Genomic DNA, 16,530 nt, shown 5'->3' with positions numbered 1-16,530 from the left:
ATCAAGCCATGAACAATTTCATTCATCAACATCAGGAATTTTTACCCATCTCGATCAATATAACCGACAAAAAGATATTGATTGTAGGTGGAGGAAATGCAGCATTGACCAAGGTTCGAAGTCTGCATCGTTTCAATGTTTCGATAACAGTGATCGGTATTAAAATCGATCCTGCATTTTTGGAAATCGACAACATTCACATTATCCACAAAAGTTATGATCCGTCCGATCTTGAAGGATTCTTTATGGTATACGCATGCACCGACAACAAACACACCAACGAGATCATACGCGAACATTGCCATGCACGCAGTATTCTTGTCAGTCTTGCAGATAATCCCAGGCTCAGCGACTTCATCTCCCCTGCCATCTACAAAGAAGGCGACATGACGGTTGCCGTGGGCTCTAACGGAAAAAATGTAAAACAATCGGTCATGGTACGAAACAACATAAAAAAAAACTCCGGGCAAGACTTAGAAGATGGTCGGGGCAGCGAAGATAACCCAGACCGCATCCGGGTTCATTTAGCCAAAAATCCGGAAAAAAGCAATCGTAACAATAAACAAAAGGTTATTATAGCCGGCTTTGGACCCGGCGATCCCGGACTAATGACATTGAAAACCAATCAATTTCTTTTGGAAGCCGATGTGATTTTTCATGATGCTCTGCTCGACGCAAAGTTTCTGGAACAATATCCGGCCCGTAAAATTCCAGTCGGCAAACGATGTGGTCAGCCTCACATCCGGCAGAATGAGATTAACCGGCTGCTGGTGAGTGCTGCATTACGGGGTGAAAAGGTAGTCAGACTAAAGGGAGGTGACCCGTTAATATTCGGACGTGCCGGTGAAGAGATACAACATCTCACCAATAATAATATCGAAGTGGAAATTGTGCCGGGTATTACCAGTGTTTTTGCAGCTGCCGCTCAATTTCGTATTCCTCTGACTCACCGCGAAACAGGTTCTTCTGTTGCGTTTTGCGTGGGCCACAACATTTCGAACCGCAGTCTGCCCGAAGCCGACACCCTGGTATTCTATATGGGAGCCAGCCATCAGTGCGAAATATCAAAGGCACTCATTGACCAGGGCTGGAACAGAAAGACACCGGTGGCTTTGATTAGTAATGTATCAAATCCGAATTCAAAAGCGGTCATTTCACAACTTGATAAATTATGTAAAGATCAACTTTTGCCCGACACACCGTTGCTGATCATTGCCGGAGAAGTGGTGAAAAAAATGCCTGAAATTTCCGGCAACATTATCCAACAAGAAAAAAGAAAGATGCCGCTTGCGATATAGAAACATAATCTTTACATTTGCGAGCAAATAAAATTAAGGGGGTGCCTTACTATCAGGCTGAGATCATACCCAAATTACCTGATCAGGATAATGCCTGCGAAGGGAAGACATTTTGCCGTATGCTCACCTTTTTACAGTTCCGCACTCCATAGATTTCTGATTTTTCTTTTAATAATCATAAAGCTATGGAACAAATTGTATCTTCGGGAATTATTGATTCCTATTTCAGTAAACTCAAAGAGAATCTTTCGGTTGATGTTGCCATTGTTGGTGGCGGTCCTTCGGGGTTGATTGCAGCTTATTACCTGGCCAAAGCCGGCAAAAAAGTGGCTCTCTACGAACGTAAGCTGGCTCCCGGGGGCGGTATGTGGGGCGGAGCCATGATGTTTAACGAGATCATGGTTCAGAAAGATGCCCTGCATATTCTGGATGAAATGACCATCGATTATAAACATTACAGAGACGATTACTACACTGTAGATTCCGTACATGCCTCCTCTGCCCTCACCTATTTTGCAACAAAGGCCGGCGCACGCATCTTCAATTGTACTTCCATCGAGGATGTTGTTTTTCATAACAATAAAGTCAGTGGTCTGGTGATCAACTGGGCACCCGTTCACCGTGAAGGCATGCATGTCGATCCACTCATTGTGATGGCCCGGGCGGTGATTGACGGTACCGGACACGACTGCGAAATTGTACATACGGTAGCAGGGAAAAATGACATCAAACTTAACACGCCCTCCGGCGGAGTTATGGGCGAACGTTCACTCTCCGTGGAGGAAGCCGAACGTACCACCATTGAAAACACAAAGGAAGTATTTCCGGGACTTTTTGTTTCCGGAATGGCTGCCAACGGAACCAGCGGAAGCTATCGAATGGGACCCATTTTCGGGGGAATGCTGCTCTCCGGCGAAAAGGTTGCCCGGCTTATTATTAAAAGACTTTCTGCTATGGAGAAAGTTGTGGAAACCGGAAAAAGGAAGGTAGAAGTCTGACAGGCAAAAGGCAGAAGGTCAAACCGGAAGCCCGAGGATGGAAGATGGAAGTGAGAACGGAAATTTAGTATTCAGCTTTTCATGAATACGATATTGGACAACATTTTTGATTTGCCCCTTCAATAGGCTCCGGGCCTTCCCGAAACCTCCATGCAGGGGTGCAACAAGCTTTCGGGAGTTCCCGAAACCTCCATGCAGGGGTGCGACAAGCTTTCGGGAGTTCCCGAATTCTCCATGCAGGGGTGCGACAAACTTTCGGGAGTTCCCGAAACCTTCATGCAGGGGTGCAACAAACTTTCGGGAATTCCCGAAACCTTCATGCAGGGGTGCAGCAAGCTTTCGGGAGTTCCCGAAAGCATAAAGCAGGGGTATTTCAAGGTTTCGGAAATTGTCCACCCTGCCCCTCTATACCGATCAAGGGGTTTACAATCCGTTGTTGCTGACGACAAAACATTTTCTGTACAGACACACATACTGTGAAAATTTTTTGCGAGTTTACAGCGGAGCACTAATTAGTGTCCGTCTATAAATTACGCAAAAGTTGTTTCTGGTCATGTGTCTGTTCAGAAAGTGCCAGTTGCAAGGCTTGCGAAGCCGCCAAAACCGGAGTTTACTTTTCGTAAATGAGGATTTTGGCGGCGAGGGTAACACAGCAAATGGTACTTTATGGACAGACACTATATAATTTATGTCTTTTCATAAAAACTCACAACAAATGAACAACTTTGGAATATACGTAATCATCACCAAACCGGAACTACCATATACCACAATCGCAGAAAAGTGTGTGGAGAATAATATCTCCATGCTCCAATTAAGAGAAAAGCATTTGTCCGACAGGGAACTGTTAAAGGTCGCAAGAGATTTACGCACCATTACCAAAGGAACGAATACCAGTCTGGTCATCAACGACAGGCCGGATATTGCAGTACTTTGCGATGCTGACTACCTTCACCTGGGACAGGACGACATCAATATAGAAGATGCCCGCAGAATTGTCGGGAATATGAAAACAGGACTTTCGACACACTCTCTGGAGCAAGCCAGGGAAGCACTGGATAAAAAGCCCGATTACATTGGCTTTGGCCCTGTCTTTCCAACAAATGCGAAAGTCAGACCCGATCCACCGGTGGGCACAAATCTTCTGAAACAGGTGATTGATTTCGCCAAAGTCCCGGTGGTTGCCATTGGTGGTATTTTTCCTGATAACATGCACCAGGTGGTTGCTGCCGGAGCCAAAAATATTGCCATGGTCAGACATTTCATGCAAACAACAGAATTTGAAAAACGAGTACAGGCGGCTCAAAAGCAATTGACTTTACAATGATCAATTATCAATGATCAATGATCAATGACCAATTGACCAATGACCAAATTGACAAACCTGCCAATTCTTGCAAGGTAAGCGGCGGAGCCGGTCGAATAAATCCCGAACCAGCAACCAGCAACCAGCAACCAGTAACCAGCAACCAGAAACAAGCAACCAGCAACCAGCAACCAGAATGACCAATCACCAATTTTCCATGAATGTCAATGTATTTCAACCTTAATCATCTAAAATCTATTTATCTAACATCTAACAACTAATCATCTAAAATCCAACATAATGACAACACAACTCCACTACGCCCGTGCGGGTAAAATCACACCCGAAATGCAAACCGTAGCAAACCGTGAAAATGTGAATACGGAATGGCTTCGCAACGAAATAGCCGAAGGCCGAACGGTGATTCCCAAAAATTGTAACCACAATTTCGAGCCAAGAGGCATTGGTGCCGGTCTTACAACCAAGGTTAATGCCAACCTTGGCACATCGGAAAAGCATTGCCACCTGCCCGAAGAACTCGAAAAACTTAAAATAGCCGTAAAATATGGCGCAGATTCCATTATGGACCTGTCAACAGGTGGTAATTTAAGGGTAATACTGAAAAAAATACTGAACACCTCGCCCGTAATGGTCGGCACCGTTCCTATATACAGTGTGGCGACACGGCTTCTGGCCCGGGAAAAGACTATTGCTTCCCTTGACCCTGAAGAGCTCTTTAATGAAATTGAATTCCAGGCAAAAGCCGGTGTGGATTTCATGACCTTACATTGCGGAGTGACGCGTTCCACCGTTTCATTTCTTCATAACGATGATCGTGTTTGCGGTATTGTAAGCCGCGGAGGTGCCATCCTCAAAAGGTGGATGGCGGAAAATAATGCAGAGAACCCGCTTTACGAGCATTACGACCGCATTCTTGACATTTGTGAAAAACACGATGTTACCATCAGTCTGGGCGACGGCCTTCGACCGGGCGCCGGAGCCGATGCCACCGATCGCGGCCAAATTGCCGAACTCCTGGTATTGGGCGAACTGGTCGACCGCGCCAGAGAAAGAGGTGTACAGGTTATGGTGGAAGGACCGGGACACATGCCGCTTAACCAGATTGAAATGAATATGAAACTGATGAAACGAATCTGCCACGATGCACCGTTTTATGTACTCGGTCCTCTCACCACAGATTCTGCCCCCGGATACGATCATATTGTAAGTGCTATTGGCGGAACAGTTGCCGCCATTCATGGAGCAGACTTTCTCTGCTACGTCACTCCTGCCGAGCACCTTTGCCTGCCCAACGCCGAAGATGTAAGAAACGGCGTTATTGCCAGCCGGATTGCTGCCCATAGTGCCGATGTGGTTAACAATGTTAATGGAGCCCGCCAAAGAGATTTCATCATGTCTAAAGCCCGGCGCGACCTCGACTGGGAAACCATGTATCGCCAGGCACTCGATCCCGAAATGGCACGAATGCGCAAAAACGATTCGGAAAGCAGCGAAGAAGACCACTGCACCATGTGCGGGAATCTTTGTGCAGTGAAGAATGATAAGGCGGAAGTGAACTGATGTATTTCTATGACAACTTATGACATCATCTGAATAGCCCGTGACACCAATACATATCTCCCACCCTACATTTGCTCCAGAGAATTAATCATTTATTGTTTCATTAAAACTTTACATTATGAAAACTTTAATGCTTTCTTTGGCAGCAATGCTTTTAGGTGTCATGATTTCAAATGCTCAGGACAAAATGCATAATCATGTCGTCACCAAAACCGACACCATCTTTTGCGGGAAAATGACCGTTGGAAATTTTAAAACAAAATGTACCCTGATAGATGGTTCCCAACTCAAGGTTAAGAACAGCGAGATTGTCAGGTATTCAAACAACGGACAACTGTTCGAAAAAATGCCGGTTTACCGGAACAACGAAAAGACGGGGCGTACGAGTATGATGGAAGTAGTAAAATGTAAGAACGGTCTTACTGTTTACAAAGACGAGCACTATAATGGTGCCAGGGAATGTCTTGATGCTTACTTCTATTTTTATGAAGACGGTAAGTGCATTAACATTCAGAGAAATCCTGATGTTGATCATATCATGGCTTTTATCGATTCGTTTGGAAAACCTGAAACAGACCCGCTGAAGGATCGGAAATACGCGAGAGAATAGGAAAAAATGATTTGTATTTTAATTCCGTATTCATCGCTAATGTCAAATTGTTTTTTTAGTTTTAATATCCAAACGTTTTATTTCTCTGAATGACAAAAAAGTTGCATAAGATTTTGGCCGGCATGACAGTGCTGTTGCTGTTCCCTGTTATTATTGCCACCGTTTACGAGTACACCAGGATCAATGAGAACGAGGAACTCATCAGCACTGTTTACAAAGACCAGCTCGAAACCATTGTCTCATCAGTCAACTCTTATACACAGGATATTGCCGATAACTGGAGTACACGTTTGGAACTTTGGCTCAAAAATTCATCCGACAGCATCAGACTCAAAAAACTGGTTGCTGAAAACCAATCTGTTAAGAACATCATTTTGGTCAACGAAAACAACGAATTCCATACGGCCCACGGTGAAACAACAAATCCGGGCCTGTTTCATGCTCTCGATTCGGTACTAAAAAAACATGCAAGTGAAGTGGAGCAGCTAAGATATTATTACAAGAACGGTTATCGTAAATTTATCTCCATTTCAATCCCGGAAAATAAAACATTTTTGCTTTTCATCGCAGAAGGAAACGGGAAACAACTTTGCACATTTCTGGTTAATATTGATCTTCTGCAATTTCTGCAAAATCAGCTGAGTCCCCGCATCCAATCTATTGCACAGGAGCATTTCCGCATCGATCTTATCCACAAAGAAACCGGGAGTCTGCTGATTACAACAGAAAAAGAACCAACAGAAATAAAAAAATTTGATCAGGAAGGAGAAATGTGGTTTTTTCCGAACATCAGGATCGGAATCAGTCTGAAAAACCAGACCATTGCAGGAATGGCAAACAAACGAATCAAAGAAGGTCTGATGCTGATGGGAATGGTGGTGCTGATTTTAGTAGTTGGCTTATGGTTCCTGTTTGTCAGTGTAAAACGGGAAATTCAGCTGGCACAGATCAAATCGGAGTTCATTTCAAATGTTTCCCATGAAATACGAACGCCCCTTGCACTCATAAGTATGTATATTGAAACACTTGAGATGGGGCGCATCAAAACCACGCAAAAAGTAAAAGAATACTACCATATCATTGGAAAAGAGACACAACGGCTTGCCGGAATGGTCAATAAGATACTGAATTTTTCCAGGCTGGAAAGCGGCAGGCAAAAGTTTGAATTTTCCACATGCGATTTAAATACAATCGCGCGAAATGTTTTGGAAACTTATCATTTTCATCTGAAAAACAAGGGTTTTGATGTAATATATAGGCCCGCTCCAGATTTGCCACCTATCCGTTGCGACAGAGAAGCTATTGCCGACGCACTGATCAACATCATAGACAATGCTGTTAAATACAGCCGAAACGAAAAGAAAATCGAAATAAAGACAGGAACAAGGAAGAATTATTCATTTGTTGAAGTAAAAGATTACGGGCCGGGTATTCCAAAAAAGAAACAAAAAATAGTATTCGATAAGTTTTACAGGGTAACATCAGGAAACCTGGCCAACGAAGTAAAAGGTACCGGACTGGGACTCGCCATTGTTAACGAAATTGTCAAAGCTCATAAAGGAAAAGTAACCCTTAACAGTAAAACGGGAGAAGGGTGCACATTCAGGCTCTATTTCCCGATAATGCCAAACAAACCAGATCGAGATGATTAAAATATTAATTGCCGAAGATGAACTTCCTATGCTCCAGGGCCTTAAAGACAATCTGGAGTATGAAGGCTACGAAGTAGAAACAGCTACCAACGGTACAGAAGGATTAAAAAAACTCATGACCAACCGGTTTCACCTTGCACTGCTCGACGTAATGATGCCGGAGCTGTCGGGGTTCGATGTGTGCAAAGAAGCACGAACCAAAGGAAATAAAACCCCCATCATTATGCTTACTGCCAAGGCCGAAGAAATTGACAAAGTGCTTGGACTTGAATTTGGTGCCGATGATTACATCACCAAACCTTTTAGTTTGCGTGAATTACTGGCGCGAATCAGGGCTATTTTGAGGCGCACCGGAGCCGACATCCCGGCCTCTGACAATCAGGTACACCAAATCGGCAAATTACAGGTTAATTTTTCGGCTTATACTGCCAGCATTGATGGTGTGGAAGTAAAACTTTCGTACAAAGAATTTGAGATTCTTCGTTACCTCTGCACGCACAAAAATGAAACGGTTGACCGTGATGAATTACTGGACGAAATATGGGGAACGGATTATCAGCCCACCTCAAGGACCATCGATAATTTTATTCTCAAACTGCGTCAAAAAACAGAAACCGACCCCAACGATCCTAAAATTATACTTACTGTTCATGGCATCGGCTATAAAATGGTTCTTTAACTGATGACAATTTATGACATTTCGTTATCTGCTTTTGACAGATAAAATATTTTTCCGGCCCATATTTGTAATAGATGGTCAGACTTTCAGATATTTAGATTTAACCATACAATTTTGAAACAACGCTTAAGCAGTGAGTATTTATACCACACTCAATAATGAAAAAGATTTTACACAGATGAAGAAAGTAGTTATACTAATATTATGTTTTTCAACATTGCTGAATAATTCACCGACAATGGCAGACATTCAGGAAGTTGTCAGCCTGAAAGGCTACTGGAAATTCAACATTGGCGATGACATGGCATGGGCAGAAAAAAATTATAACGACAACAACTGGGACCAACTGTATGCTCCCGGAAACTGGGAAGAACAAGGATACATAGAATACGATGGATATGCCTGGTACCGCACTGCTGTCAATATTCCCAAAAATGCGGGAAGCAGACAGCTTTACCTGTTTCTCGACCGGATAGATGATGTGAACGAAGTCTATTTTAACGGAACTCGCATTGGTCGAACAGGTAACTTCCCTCCCAAATACGAGACGGCCTATAGTGTTCCGGTTACCTATCCCATCCCTGCTGAATTGATCAATTTCGATAACGCCAATACAATTGCTGTCAGAGTTTTCGATGAAGGAAAAGAAGGTGGATTTGTTGGTGAGGATTTAAAAATCGGTTATGATGCAGACGCAAACATGTTGGTTCAGGACCTGTCAGGAGATTGGAAGATCGGCTTCTACTACAACCTCAGCTGTCTAAAGCCCGGTTTCGATGATTCAGGATGGGATACAATACATGTACCTGCCTCGTGGGAAAGTCAGGGATACAACGATTACAACGGTCAGGCCTGTTACCGGAAAACTTTTAAACTAAATAAAGAGACCGGCAGGAAAACCCTCTATTTTATAGGTGGTAAAATAGACGATGAAGACCAGGTTTTTCTCAACGGAAAACTCATAGGAACTACCAGAGATATGTACAAGACAAAACTTGGTAATAGTTTTGCAGGAGACTGGCAGATCAGAAGAGCATATAAAATACCTGAAGGATTACTCAACACAAACGGAAAGAACGTGATTGTTGTGTTGGTCGACGACCATGGCGGGATGGGTGGAATATTTGAAGGCCCTGTAGGTTTAATGACAAAAGAGCAATACCTGATTTATGAAGAAAAATACGAATCAGAAGAATGGTTCCCTTTCCAAAACTTCATCAAATCATTGTTTTATGATTGATTGTCACGCCAGGTACTAATATTCGGACGTGTGTAACCTTGCAAATGGTACTTTATGGACAGACACTAAATTAGTGCTCGTCTATAAACTTTCAAAAAATCTCACAATATGAAAACATTTATTACCATATTATTCATCCCCTTTTTGTTTGTTTCGGCGATTAAAGCCAATCAACCGGAAGAAGAGTATCGTCCGGTCATCAGCCTTGAGGGAAAATGGAAATTGATGATCGGAGACGACATGCGAAGAGCCAGTCCCGATTTTGACGATCGCCACTGGGAAACTGTAGAGGTTCCTTCCAGTTGGGAAAATCAGGGGTTTCACGGTTACGACGGTTATGCCTGGTACCGGAAAAAATTTGTGGTACCAAAAGAATATAAAGATGCTTCTCTAATTCTGTTTTTGGGGTACATAGACGACGTGGACGAAACATACATTAACGGCCGGAAAATCGGTCACAAAGGGTCTTTTCCTCCTCACTACTGGACTGCTTACAACGCCGAAAGAAGATATATTATCCCCGATGGTCTGATCAATTTCAATGGATACAATACCATTGCAGTAAGAGTATATGACTCACAAATAGATGGTGGAATTGTAAAAGGCAAAATAGGCATCTTTCAACGTATAAGGAACCTTATTCCCGATGTAGAGCTGGAAGGATACTGGAATTTTAAAACCGGAGACAACATGGAATGGGCAAAACCTGGCTATGACGACAGGGAATGGAATCAGATTGTTGTTCCGGGAATATGGGAAGACCAGTTCGGCAAGCATTACGACGGATTTGGCTGGTACCGCAGACAGTTTAAAGCTCCGGAATCTATGGCCGGTAAACGTTACGTACTTATGTTGGGAAAGATTGACGATATTGATGAAGTTTATATTAACGGTAAAAAGGTGGCACATACTGGTGAAATGCATGACCAGCCTTGCATGATAACCACAAACAATGAACATTATCGTCCCCGCTATTATTACCTCGACGAAGAAGATATTGTTCCGGGAAAAATCAACACCATAGCCATAAGAGTGTTTGATAAGGGAGGCGAAGGCGGCATATACGAGGGTCCTGTCGGATTAGTAGAACTCAGACGATTCGTTCGATATTGGCGTTCTCGTTAGCCGCCTTTGTTCCTGAAACTGAAATCCATTACTATGAACGATTTGCCGTCGTTTACAGGTATCTCTTCCTGGAAAGCTTTTGTCATTCCGATTTGCCGGCAGATGTTGTCAATTTCTTCCGGCAAAACATCACTCACAATCCCTGAAAGCTTCTCCAGTGAAGAGTATCTTGTTTTGGAAACAAATGAAGCGCTATTGTTTCGTTGGATTACTATCACCAGATTCCCCTGTTTATTGAGTGTACCGATAATTTTTGGCAAAGCTATATGGGGATCAACATATTCTAACAACAAACCGCAAAAGGCAAGATCAATATCTGTCAATTCCAGTTTATCTGTCAGCAAATCGCAACAAATCGTCCGGAGATTTGGTATCCGATGTTGGAACCGATTGACAGTAAACTCCAAATACTCAGGATTAATGTCCAATGCATAAACTTGAGATGTAACATTATTGTCAATATGTTCAAGTCCATTTCCCGAAGCACAGCCGGGAAGAAGAAACTTCTCAGGATTATATTTTCTCAAGGTTTGCCGGGTTAAGCTTCCCAGAATTCGGGACTGCCCTACTTCCGCCATGTGCGACTCATAATCTATTGCAGGAATTTTCAGCCAGGGGTTTTTCATTCGTATAAAGTTTACTTAGTGTCTGTCCATAAAGTACCACTTGCTGTGTTACGCTCGCCTCCAAAATCCTCATTTACGATTAGTAAACTCCGGTTTTGGCGGCTTCGCAAGCCTTGCAACTGGTACTTTCTGAACAGACACACATATTGTGAAAATTTTTGCAAGTTTATAGACAAGCACTACTTAAGTTTATTGGCCGAATGGAACTCATCAAAGTAAACGAGGCTCGTTTCATCTGTTTGATATATATAACTTAAATCAAAATTTGCCCCTCAGTCCTGAAACCATCGGAGATATTATACCCCACCAAAGAATTCTCCCTGGCCTGGATAACCAGGTATACCATAGGATGGCTTGCTTCATTATACAAAGTACGGTTTCCGCCTGGGGAAACTCTGATTACAGAACCTTCAGATATATCAAAAACATCATCATCTACCTGAAATTTACCATACCCCCTCAAAATAACATAGATTTCTTCATTGTTTCTGTGCTGATGCAAAAACGGGATCGTCGTTTTGGGTGGTAATTCCGTAAACGACAGTTCTGCCCCTGTGGTAGCAAGTGCTTCACCAACAAACACCTTCCCTTCTACTTCCTGTTTCAATTTGGGATGCAGAAAGCGGTACGTAGAAAGTTTATTCAAATCGCCAACTTCTATGGCTTTGTAATTTTTACCTGAAGATTTTGTTTTCATAATTGTACTGTTCTAACTATTTCACGAATATAAAGTAAGTCAAAACCATTCAAGTGCAAAAAATAACGGGTTGGTATTTGGGTGGTTCAATAATAACATTTTCAGGAATTACTGAAATTTAAAATAAATCTTTATTCCTGTTTAAGTGAGTTAACCGGATTAGTAACAGCCGCACTCCAGGCCTGAAAAATAACACTTACAAAACCTACTGCCAAAGCTAAAAATGATGCCAGTAAGAATATATCCGCCCTTAAATTAATCCGGAAGGCAAAATTTTCCAACCAGTTTTCAAGGTATATCCAGGAAACCGGCACAGCAATAATACAGGCGAAAACCACCCATTTTAACAAATTGACGGTGAGCATGTATATAATGCTTTCTTCGGAAGAACCATATACTTTGCGTATACCAACCTCTTTTGTTCGCTGCATAGCAACATAAGTAGCCAGTCCCAGAAATCCCAACACAGAGACCAAAATAGCTATAACAGTAAAAAATACGAGAATGGTTTGTGATTGCTTTTCTGTGCGATAAAGTTTTGCAAACTCCTTGTCGAGCGACGTTATCATAAAGGGTGCATTTTCTGGTGAGAATTCGCTCCATTTGGCTTCAACAAAATCAAAAATTTCCTCTGATGGTCTTTCTTTAAATCGAATGAACATTCGCCGGGGTATCACATCATTCTGTAAAACCAGTACTTGAGGTACGATTTCGCACAGCTAAATTATAACCTCTCCTACCTCTTCATTGCTTCAGTCCTCAGATCAGCCGGCATTTTCTCTATGGCATATCGAAGGGCAGTTCGAGGCATTACCATTTTGTTTTTCATTACATATTCGAAGATAGTTTGCCGGTGTGTCTGGCTGGCGACTTTAAGCATCCATCCATATCCTTTTTGCACAAGATCATCTTTGTCGGTGAGCAGAAGGTCGGCTATTTCAAGTATATCAGACAGGAACTTCCCTTTTCTGGCTGGAACTATCAGCGAAACAGCAGAAGCACGTCGTTTCCAACGGTTGTCCGATTTGGTAAACCCCTTCAGGTTTTCCAGAAATTCGGGGTACATTTCTATAAAGTCGCCTACAGTGTGGTTACAAAGTGTATCACAGGATGCCCAGTTGTTCACATAATTATCAATCCATCGTTCAAAAATCTGAAAATCGGCAGGTCCATATTCGGAGTTAAGATAATATGACCAATCACAGGCAATGAACGACTCTTCCAGAAAGCCCGATTGCCACAGCTTTTCGCATAAACCAAAAATTTCCGATTTAGAATTGGATTTTATCTCTTTATAGAATTGCTTCCCGATCTTTTTAACCACAGCTGTTTTAACGCCATAGTACTTTATCTTTTCTTTGAAAAATTTCTGGCTGTTATTGCGGGTCTTTTCGTCGATATTACCCTGGAGTTCCTTACGGAGTTCACTTATTATATCATTCATTAGTATATCCATAGCTTTATTGAAGGATTACATTGCGTTTCTGCTTTTCAACGGAATATTGGCAAAGATATTTCTTATTTATTATGTCCATATTCCTTTTTAGCTCTGCAGTAAATTATACACTGTTTCGATGTTAATACCTGTTTTATTACTGATTTCGCTTTCGTTCATTCCCTTTTTCTTCATATTACGAACAAAAACATCAAGGGGCTCTCCTATTTCGATCAGATGCCTGTCAGGATCGAAAAACCGAATGGTCCTTTGCCCCCATGGCTCTTCCTTCATTTTGTGCAAGAATTCAACTCCTTCATTTTCCAGATCTGTGAAAATTTTTTCAATGTCCCGATGTTCAAAGCAGATTTCGAATCGGTTAGATTCGTTTGAAGTTTTCAGTTCTTTCGCAATTATATGCTCCGGTAGAACTTCCCAAAGTGTTATCCCGGAATCAAGAATGACATTCTTTCCAAAATCATGTTCAATGCTAAATCCAAATAACCGGGTATAAAAATCCTTTGAACGTTCTATGTTTTTTACAAACAAAACAGTTGAGTGAAAGTGCATAACTTACAAGGTTTAGTGATCATTGTCAAAAGTACAGAAAAAAAGATTACAGCCGGTTTGTCTTGCCAGCCATTGCTTCCTCATGGAATCATTTCCCCGCTCAACACCTTCAACAGTTCTTCATCATAGTCCTTAAAATACTCCCAGAACATGACGCCTTTGAGGTTTTTATCCCTGGCAAAATCACACTTCAACTGCAAAGACTGCAGATTTTCATAAGTGATAAAAATCCCCTCATCTTCATTAAGCAAATAAGGCGCTTTGGCAGAATCGTCCCATCCTTTTTTGAAAGCAGGGTCGGACAAATAGCTTTTCTTCAGATTCCGGTAAGAGAGGTTGACATTTTGAAGACCGGTTGCAGGCTGTCCCAGGCCGTCATTAACGGAATCAACATTCTTCCATCCTCTACCGTAAAAAGGAACACCAACAACAAGCTTTTCGGCAGGTACTCCTTCCTGAATGAACTTAGATACCGTTTCCGAAACAGAATTTCCCCACTCATAATATTCAGACGGGTATAGATTGGCATGATGACGGGCAACGTTATCCCATTCCCCTGCAAAATCATAAGTCATAAGATTCACCATGTCAAGGTATCGGGAGGCTTCCTGCATATTGGTCTTCTCAAGATAGGCTGAAGAAGCGGCAGCAGCAATGGTCAACAAATATCGTTTTGAGTTTCCTACTGAATCAAGTGCGTTTCGACATTCTTTCAACAAAGAAGTAAAGTTCTCTTTGTCTTCAGGACGGTACGGGTTTCCTGCCCCGGGAAGTCCCGGATATTCCCAGTCTATATCGAGTCCGTCCAATTGATGCTTTACTATAAAATCCAATGCACTTTGAATGAAACGGGCCCTTCTTTCCTGTGTCAGGGCCATATCGGAAAATCCACCGGACCATCCCCAACCACCTACTGAAATAAGTATCTTCAGGGAAGGATTATCTTTTTTCAACCGGTTCAGTACCACAAAATTTGCCGAGTCGGCATCATAGCCTTCAACCATTTTGCCATCCTCTATGTTTGCAAAGGCATAATTGATATGCGTCAGCTTGCCGGCAGCTATCGCATTTTCTTGAATTACGGTATTTCCCGGAAATACATAACCGATAACTACTTTGTCCTGTGACTCCGGATTCTTCGACGGATCTAAAGTCTTTTCGGATGAGGAACAAGCGCTTATGCCTATTCCAATCAGTAAAAAAGAAAAAATTTTTTCATTCGTATAAAATTTAATTTTTAAGGCCTAATGGAACTCATTGATAAAATGCACATTTGGCCGGCCGCCATTGATGAAATCTCATATCACAGTTTTAGTTTAACTCCAAACCGGGCAAGAATGCCTGTAAGTTGAACAATTAAAAGCGTAAATATTATGGCTTTAAGTATTCCCATCCAGGAGTGGGTCATCCATTCGGGCAAACTTATTCCCGCAAAGAAGATGGCGTGGTAGTATACACTTGGAAGCAGATAAGCCAAAAAAGTCTGCGTTCCGGCAGGATAAAACACATTTGCCCAGGCATGTTTGTTTCTTATTTCAGAAAGATACCACACAAGCACTAATAAGCCAAATCCAACGGCAAGAGAAACATAAACAAACGAAGGTGTTGCAGCGAGTTTGCTAATGCCCCATAAAGGCCGTGACACAAATCCTGCTATGAAAAATATAATTCCTGCAATGCCCCAGACAGCAAATAACCTGTGTACTTGAAATCTGATCTTTTTCATAACCAAAGATGCAAGCATTCCTGCAAAAGAAAGTGACGCATGAGCCCCATACGACTCAAGAGCCATCCAGTCAGCATTGTTTTGCAAGTAGGCCGATTGCGTATAGGCAATATGATACAAAAGCAACCCCGCAAAAACACAAAGTAATTTAACTAAATGCTTTTCCAGAAAAACATAAGCCATTGCAGCTACCAGGTACGCCCATCCGATAATTCCCAGAATTCCCCACCATTGAGGCAATAACCATGCATTGTTTTTGTCTCTGAATACAAACAGAACAAAAATAAGTAAGCCGATTCCTATATAGTGAAAGATTAAACCGAGCATCTTGCCGGCTTTTGTTTTCTCCTTTCCATAAACTCTCCATGACAAAATCACCCCTGTGTACATACATAATGCCCACAAATTTCGATCAATGCCCGATACCTCAACACTCATCCGGCTTGTATTGACCATTAAAACCCCGATAAAAACCAGGCTGAAAGTACGCTTAAGGATATGCCTGACAATGGTCAGGTCGCTGTCTCCCTTCTTTTGCCGCCCATCAACAGCAAGAGGAACTGACATGCCAACCCAGAACAGAAACAAAGGAAAAACAATATCAGCCAGAAACATACCATCATGACCGGCACTGGCATGTCCTAGCCATTGCGGAATATCACGAATACCGGGCAAATCGTTTACAAAAACCATGAGAGCAACAGTTATGGCTCTCAAAATATCGATGGACTTTATTCGCTGAGTCCCTGTTTTATTCTTCATATAAAAAGCAACATATCTTTACAATAGTCCGTTAAACTTTTGCAATACACTGCAAATCAATTGTTTGTGATTAAAGCGTGTTGTTTAATAAAATGCAGATTTTCAACGATGTACGAATCATCTTGTATCTTACATCTAAAAATCTAACGATCTATTGCTTTAGATACAAAACGTATGATGTATCCAATGATTATGAAAATTTGAACAACTCTTAGAATATCACTG

General features: G+C 42.1%; 18 protein-coding genes and 1 riboswitch. Of the genes, 10 read left to right on the top strand and 8 right to left on the bottom strand.

The features are described from left to right. The first annotated feature begins 8 nt into the window (after window positions 1-8). The 4 genes from cobA (at window position 9) to thiE (ending at window position 3,623) form a co-directional block, all read left to right on the top strand. On the top strand, window positions 9-1,298 hold the full coding sequence (cobA, locus tag OQ5_RS0100150; RefSeq protein WP_016775549.1) for a uroporphyrinogen-III C-methyltransferase: 1,290 nt from the start codon (window positions 9-11) through the stop codon (window positions 1,296-1,298). 27 nt (window positions 1,299-1,325) lie between these two features. After that, window positions 1,326-1,420: riboswitch (TPP riboswitch) on the top strand. Between the two features lie 63 nt (window positions 1,421-1,483). Continuing rightward, entirely contained in the window at window positions 1,484-2,296 is an 813-nt protein-coding gene (locus tag OQ5_RS0100145) for a sulfide-dependent adenosine diphosphate thiazole synthase (RefSeq protein WP_016775548.1), read from the top strand. 150 nt (window positions 2,297-2,446) lie between these two features. Beyond that, the gene (locus OQ5_RS23305; RefSeq protein WP_016775547.1) at window positions 2,447-2,776 is read left to right on the top strand and encodes a hypothetical protein; all 330 of its coding nucleotides are present in this window, start codon (window positions 2,447-2,449) and stop codon (window positions 2,774-2,776) included. A gap of 235 nt (window positions 2,777-3,011) precedes the next feature. Further along, on the top strand, window positions 3,012-3,623 hold the full coding sequence (gene thiE, locus OQ5_RS0100135; protein ID WP_016775546.1) for a thiamine phosphate synthase: 612 nt from the start codon (window positions 3,012-3,014) through the stop codon (window positions 3,621-3,623). A 7-nt stretch (window positions 3,624-3,630) separates the two neighbouring features. Here thiE and OQ5_RS23300 read toward each other — a convergent pair whose 3' ends face one another. Continuing rightward, complete coding sequence (locus OQ5_RS23300) at window positions 3,631-3,840, bottom strand: hypothetical protein (RefSeq protein WP_176694042.1); 210 nt, start codon at window positions 3,838-3,840, stop codon at window positions 3,631-3,633. Between the two features lie 62 nt (window positions 3,841-3,902). On the opposite strand from OQ5_RS23300, the gene thiC reads away from it, so the two are divergent. The 6 genes from thiC (at window position 3,903) to OQ5_RS0100100 (ending at window position 10,489) form a co-directional block, all read left to right on the top strand. Then, a complete protein-coding gene (gene thiC, locus OQ5_RS0100125; protein WP_016775544.1) occupies window positions 3,903-5,183 on the top strand; it encodes a phosphomethylpyrimidine synthase ThiC in 1,281 nt (426 codons plus the stop codon). A gap of 118 nt (window positions 5,184-5,301) precedes the next feature. Then, a complete protein-coding gene (locus OQ5_RS0100120; protein WP_016775543.1) occupies window positions 5,302-5,793 on the top strand; it encodes a hypothetical protein in 492 nt (163 codons plus the stop codon). Window positions 5,794-5,882: 89 nt separating this feature from the next. Next, complete coding sequence (locus OQ5_RS0100115; protein ID WP_016775542.1) at window positions 5,883-7,445, top strand: sensor histidine kinase; 1,563 nt, start codon at window positions 5,883-5,885, stop codon at window positions 7,443-7,445. Next, window positions 7,438-8,124, top strand: coding sequence for a response regulator transcription factor (locus OQ5_RS0100110; protein WP_016775541.1), 687 nt, complete (start codon window positions 7,438-7,440; stop codon window positions 8,122-8,124). The genes OQ5_RS0100115 and OQ5_RS0100110 overlap by 8 nt, the downstream gene beginning before the upstream one ends. Window positions 8,125-8,302: 178 nt before the next feature. Continuing rightward, window positions 8,303-9,364 (top strand): beta galactosidase jelly roll domain-containing protein, encoded by a 1,062-nt coding sequence (locus OQ5_RS0100105; protein ID WP_100221854.1) that lies wholly within the window; start codon window positions 8,303-8,305, stop codon window positions 9,362-9,364. A gap of 108 nt (window positions 9,365-9,472) precedes the next feature. Next, window positions 9,473-10,489 (top strand): beta galactosidase jelly roll domain-containing protein, encoded by a 1,017-nt coding sequence (locus OQ5_RS0100100; RefSeq protein ID WP_016775539.1) that lies wholly within the window; start codon window positions 9,473-9,475, stop codon window positions 10,487-10,489. Here the strand turns inward: OQ5_RS0100100 and OQ5_RS21815 are convergent. The 7 genes from OQ5_RS21815 to OQ5_RS0100065 form a co-directional block, all read right to left on the bottom strand. Beyond that, entirely contained in the window at window positions 10,486-11,115 is a 630-nt protein-coding gene (locus tag OQ5_RS21815) for a class I SAM-dependent methyltransferase (RefSeq protein ID WP_016775538.1), read from the bottom strand. The two genes, OQ5_RS0100100 and OQ5_RS21815, sit on opposite strands and share 4 nt — an antisense overlap. Before the next feature lie 253 nt (window positions 11,116-11,368). Then, a complete protein-coding gene (locus tag OQ5_RS0100090) occupies window positions 11,369-11,812 on the bottom strand; it encodes a cupin domain-containing protein (protein WP_016775537.1) in 444 nt (147 codons plus the stop codon). 131 nt (window positions 11,813-11,943) lie between these two features. Then, a complete protein-coding gene (locus OQ5_RS0100085) occupies window positions 11,944-12,474 on the bottom strand; it encodes an ABC transporter permease (protein ID WP_016775536.1) in 531 nt (176 codons plus the stop codon). A gap of 74 nt (window positions 12,475-12,548) precedes the next feature. Next, window positions 12,549-13,256: a DNA alkylation repair protein gene (locus OQ5_RS0100080; RefSeq protein ID WP_100221853.1), complete on the bottom strand. Its 708-nt coding sequence runs from the start codon at window positions 13,254-13,256 to the stop codon at window positions 12,549-12,551. 99 nt (window positions 13,257-13,355) lie between these two features. Further along, a complete protein-coding gene (locus tag OQ5_RS19800; protein ID WP_016775534.1) occupies window positions 13,356-13,817 on the bottom strand; it encodes a VOC family protein in 462 nt (153 codons plus the stop codon). A gap of 80 nt (window positions 13,818-13,897) precedes the next feature. Further along, window positions 13,898-14,998 (bottom strand): glycoside hydrolase family 18 protein, encoded by a 1,101-nt coding sequence (locus OQ5_RS0100070; protein ID WP_082179420.1) that lies wholly within the window; start codon window positions 14,996-14,998, stop codon window positions 13,898-13,900. Window positions 14,999-15,120: 122 nt separating this feature from the next. Further along, complete coding sequence (locus OQ5_RS0100065; RefSeq protein WP_016775532.1) at window positions 15,121-16,305, bottom strand: DUF5009 domain-containing protein; 1,185 nt, start codon at window positions 16,303-16,305, stop codon at window positions 15,121-15,123. Window positions 16,306-16,530 lie beyond the last annotated feature (225 nt).

This window comes from Anaerophaga thermohalophila str. Valhall, from assembly GCF_000250735.1.
GTDB classification, from domain to species: Bacteria; Bacteroidota; Bacteroidia; order Bacteroidales; family Marinilabiliaceae; genus Anaerophaga; species Anaerophaga thermohalophila_A.
Note: the sequence above shows the minus strand (reverse complement) of the source record. Positions and strands in the feature narration are given on the sequence as shown.

Bases quoted from the DNA above. Each gene is read 5' to 3' on its own strand.
- cobA (WP_016775549.1), top strand. From the start codon at position 9: ATGAACAATTTCATTCATCAACATCAGGAATTTTTACCCATCTCGATC.
- OQ5_RS0100145 (WP_016775548.1), top strand. From the start codon at position 1,484: ATGGAACAAATTGTATCTTCGGGAATTATTGATTCCTATTTCAGTAAA.
- OQ5_RS23305 (WP_016775547.1), top strand. From the start codon at position 2,447: ATGCAGGGGTGCAACAAGCTTTCGGGAGTTCCCGAAACCTCCATGCAG.
- thiE (WP_016775546.1), top strand. From the start codon at position 3,012: ATGAACAACTTTGGAATATACGTAATCATCACCAAACCGGAACTACCA.
- thiC (WP_016775544.1), top strand. From the start codon at position 3,903: ATGACAACACAACTCCACTACGCCCGTGCGGGTAAAATCACACCCGAA.
- OQ5_RS0100120 (WP_016775543.1), top strand. From the start codon at position 5,302: ATGAAAACTTTAATGCTTTCTTTGGCAGCAATGCTTTTAGGTGTCATG.
- OQ5_RS0100115 (WP_016775542.1), top strand. From the start codon at position 5,883: ATGACAAAAAAGTTGCATAAGATTTTGGCCGGCATGACAGTGCTGTTG.
- OQ5_RS0100110 (WP_016775541.1), top strand. From the start codon at position 7,438: ATGATTAAAATATTAATTGCCGAAGATGAACTTCCTATGCTCCAGGGC.
- OQ5_RS0100105 (WP_100221854.1), top strand. From the start codon at position 8,303: ATGAAGAAAGTAGTTATACTAATATTATGTTTTTCAACATTGCTGAAT.
- OQ5_RS0100100 (WP_016775539.1), top strand. From the start codon at position 9,473: ATGAAAACATTTATTACCATATTATTCATCCCCTTTTTGTTTGTTTCG.
- OQ5_RS21815 (WP_016775538.1), bottom strand. From the start codon at position 11,115: ATGAAAAACCCCTGGCTGAAAATTCCTGCAATAGATTATGAGTCGCAC.
- OQ5_RS0100090 (WP_016775537.1), bottom strand. From the start codon at position 11,812: ATGAAAACAAAATCTTCAGGTAAAAATTACAAAGCCATAGAAGTTGGC.
- OQ5_RS0100085 (WP_016775536.1), bottom strand. From the start codon at position 12,474: ATGTTCATTCGATTTAAAGAAAGACCATCAGAGGAAATTTTTGATTTT.
- OQ5_RS0100080 (WP_100221853.1), bottom strand. From the start codon at position 13,256: ATGAATGATATAATAAGTGAACTCCGTAAGGAACTCCAGGGTAATATC.
- OQ5_RS19800 (WP_016775534.1), bottom strand. From the start codon at position 13,817: ATGCACTTTCACTCAACTGTTTTGTTTGTAAAAAACATAGAACGTTCA.
- OQ5_RS0100065 (WP_016775532.1), bottom strand. From the start codon at position 16,305: ATGAAGAATAAAACAGGGACTCAGCGAATAAAGTCCATCGATATTTTG.